1 pseudogene is annotated in these 230 nt (G+C 43.9%); it reads right to left on the reverse strand.

Annotated features, from left to right (window positions below):
- A pseudogene (locus AAEY55_RS18695) lies at positions 1-230 on the reverse strand (anthranilate synthase component I); the annotation flags it as partial.

Raw genomic sequence — 230 nt, forward strand, 5'->3', positions numbered from 1 at the left:
GGATTAGTTAAACGCAAAGCCCGATAAGCCCCGAGTGTATTTGGGCAAGGTAAGCTGAAACAACGAGATGGCACTACTTGGAAAATATCGCCGGCGACAATGTGTTCTTTTAAATCAATCACGGTTTGCTTAAATTGCTCGTCGGTGATGTTAACTTCTTCGTCGGTTGTCACTGGTGTTAATTGAGCTATATCACCTAGATCGGCACATTGTTCGATAACGTGTTGCAG

It is taken from the genome of Pseudoalteromonas sp. 120-MNA-CIBAN-0494 (assembly GCF_040308885.1).
GTDB lineage: Bacteria > Pseudomonadota > Gammaproteobacteria > Enterobacterales > Alteromonadaceae > Pseudoalteromonas > Pseudoalteromonas nigrifaciens.